This window comes from Pseudobacter sp. (genome assembly GCF_051955275.1).
Taxonomy (GTDB): Bacteria; Bacteroidota; Bacteroidia; order Chitinophagales; family Chitinophagaceae; genus Pseudobacter.
The window spans coordinates 1-2,856 of the sequence record NZ_JBQCGW010000117.1; the positions used below are offsets into that span (position 1 = coordinate 1).

At 47.7% G+C, this 2,856-nt stretch carries 2 protein-coding genes; one reads left to right on the top strand and one right to left on the bottom strand.

What is annotated here, in order from left to right:
• On the bottom strand, positions 1 to 1,834 hold a 1,834-nt coding region (locus ACTHMC_RS10025; RefSeq protein ID WP_440412975.1), incomplete at its 3' end, for a hypothetical protein.
• Positions 1,835 to 1,950: 116 nt separating this feature from the next.
• Here ACTHMC_RS10025 and ACTHMC_RS10030 point away from each other — a divergent pair.
• Positions 1,951 to 2,784: an MBL fold metallo-hydrolase gene (locus ACTHMC_RS10030; RefSeq protein ID WP_440412976.1), complete on the top strand. Its 834-nt coding sequence runs from the start codon at positions 1,951 to 1,953 to the stop codon at positions 2,782 to 2,784.
• The last annotated feature ends 72 nt before the right edge of the window (positions 2,785 to 2,856 follow it).

The following is a 2,856-nucleotide window of genomic DNA, read 5'->3' on the forward strand; positions in this document are numbered from 1 at the left end:
TGGAGTTCAGGTCAAGATCCAGCTGATCGAGGCCGGTCAGGAACATCTTGCTGCCGAAACCGAAACTGTATTTTTTTGTCATATAACTGACACCGAGGCCTGCGATCTGCGTGAGCGCTTTGAGGTCGTAGTTATTACTGAGACTGTCCACTTTCTGATCATACTTTCCGTTTCCTCCATTGAGGGTATTGAAATGATTTTCGCTGATACGCGTCTTGATACCGTATTCCATCTGCGAAGACCACCTGTCAGTGAACTTACCGGTATAGGCGATGCGCGCGCCATAGACCTGGTAATTGTCACGGGAGGCCTGTAACCTGTCGAGTACCTGGGTACTATCGAGGTTACCCGTATATCCGTCGAAGAAATTATTGGTGGTCATCAGCTTGTTATCGCTGACAGTTTTAGCATATTCCTGTTCCAGCGACAGATTAAGGTTGCCTCTTATTTTGGGCATCTTACGGTTGATGGAGATGGAGGTCTTGAACTCTTTATCATCCCTTCTTTCATCTTCAATGGTTTCACTGTTGTTCACCAGGGTATTCCTGAAATTTTCAGAAGAGGAGCGGCCTGACCTGTCGATATCCTTGCTGCCTGTTGCGCCGTTCACACGCACCTGCATCACAGTGAAAGTATCCAGCTGCATTTTCATTTTACCATTGGCAGTATGCCCGATGCCAGAGCTTCTGTCAACATTGTCACTCTTATTCAGGAAAGACACCGTATCGCGCACTAATGTAAAGGAAGTATTATCCCTCCAGCCCTCACCTTCGTGGCTGCGTACCTGGTAGTTTCCTTCCACACCATTCTGTTTATCTTTCCACTTGTTGGAGAAATGTGCACCACCATTCAATATGGAAGGCAGACCAGATCCGCCGTATTGTCCGAGTGATTCTGCCTGCGAGGTTTTCATCACCATCCCGCTGGTACCGTCCTCGATATATTCCACATCGATGCCTCCGGTTTTGGACATCACATCGGAACTGAAATCCCGGCTCTGGCTTTTGGCCGCAATGCCGAAAACACCAGCTTTCATGGAGCCACGGAAGAGGCCTGCAAAAAGTTCGTGTTCATAGTTACCATCGCCGTTTGCGCCGGTCTTGGCAATACCGAAGAATCCGTTTTTGGCATCTTCTTTCAGTTTCAGGTTGATGGTCTTGGTCTTTTTACCATCATCGAAACCGGTGAGCATGGCTTCATCGCTCTTACGGTCGTACACCTGTACTTTGTCCACTGCATTGGCTTTAAGGTATTGCGCGGCAAAGCGGGGATCATCCGTGAAGAACTCGTCGCCATCCACCAGGAGTTTTTTCACCTGTTCTCCCTGCGATGTGATCTGACCGTTTCGGGCCACTTCAATTCCGGGCAGTCTTTTCAACAATGCCTGCACGTTGGCGCCGGCTTTGGTGGCAAAACTGTCTGCCGTATATTCCAGGGTATCTCCGCGCATGCGGATGGCCCTTCCGGCCGTGACCACCACCTCCTGCATCAGTTTGGCTTCGGAGACCATACCAATATTACCGAGATCGAACTTTGATGTGTCGGAAATGTTGAAGTCCTGGAGATAGTCCGCCATTTTTGGGTAAGAGATCATCAGTGTATACCTGCCGGCGGGAATGCCGGTGATATTGAAGCTGCCATCTGCACCTGCCCGCCAGGAGCGGTAGAGTGTGGTATCGCTGAGATCTATAAGCGCAACGATGGAATTTTGTAATTTTTTGTTTTCGGAAGAGTCGATGACTTTTCCTTTCAGTACGTTCTGAGCGATGGAATGAATAGAGCATACTGCTGTCAAAAGCAATACGAATGTTGTTCTGGCTAAACGATTTTGCATAAGGTCTTACTAAGGGTCGCCAAATATAGGGCTTTAATACAAATACGAAGTCCTTCCTAGATCAATTGGTAATGATTAAAGGTTTTTCTTAACAAACGCTTATTTTTGATCCTGATATGGCTATTTATATAACATCCCTGAATTCCGGTAGCAATGGTAATTGTTACTATATCGGCAACGGTAAGGAAGCAGTGCTGATCGATGCGGGGATCAGTTGCAGGGAAACAGAAAAGAGGATGCAGCGGCTGGGGCTGGAGATGTCTGTTGTAAAAGCCATCTTTGTTTCGCATGAACATTCGGATCATATTACGGGGATCTCTGTATTGTCGAAGAAATACGCTCTCCCTGTTTATATTACCAATTCCACCATGCGGAGCAGCCGCATCAGTGTGGCGCCCGGACTGGTCCTTCCTTTTTATGCCGGCACCACCATCAGTATCGGAAGTTTACGGGTGACGGCTTTCAAAAAATTCCATGATGCTTCAGATCCGCACAGTTTTATGGTGAGCGATGGCGGTGTGAATATCGGCATCATCACGGATATAGGGCATGCCTGCAAGGAAGTGGTGAATTGCTTCCGCCAGTGCCATGCCGTTTTTTTAGAAAGCAATTACTGTGATACGATGCTTGCGAACAGCAACTATCCTTATCACCTGAAAAAGCGCATCAGCAGCGATCATGGCCACCTGAGCAATGCCGCGGCGCTGGAGTTGTTTTTGACGCACAGGGGAAAACAGTTAAGCCACCTGATATTATCGCATTTATCGAAGAATAACAACAAACCGGAGTTGGTGAATGAATTGTTCAGCGCGCATGCGGGGGATACCAGGATCGTGGTGGCATCGAGGTATGAGGAGACGGAGGTGTTTTGTATTGAAGGATTGCCGGTGGAAAGCAATACTCCTTTCTTCAGGATCCTGCCCAAGCCCGAGCAACTATCGCTGTTCTAAACAAAAAACCGCTCCCTCATGGAAGCGGCTACTTTCTGTAAATTATTGACCTGCAAAAAAAATTATATGTTG

What these genes read in the sequence shown, in the direction of transcription:
- ACTHMC_RS10030 (WP_440412976.1), top strand. Translation starts at nt 1,951, where the DNA reads ATGGCTATTTATATAACATCCCTGAATTCCGGTAGCAATGGTAATTGT.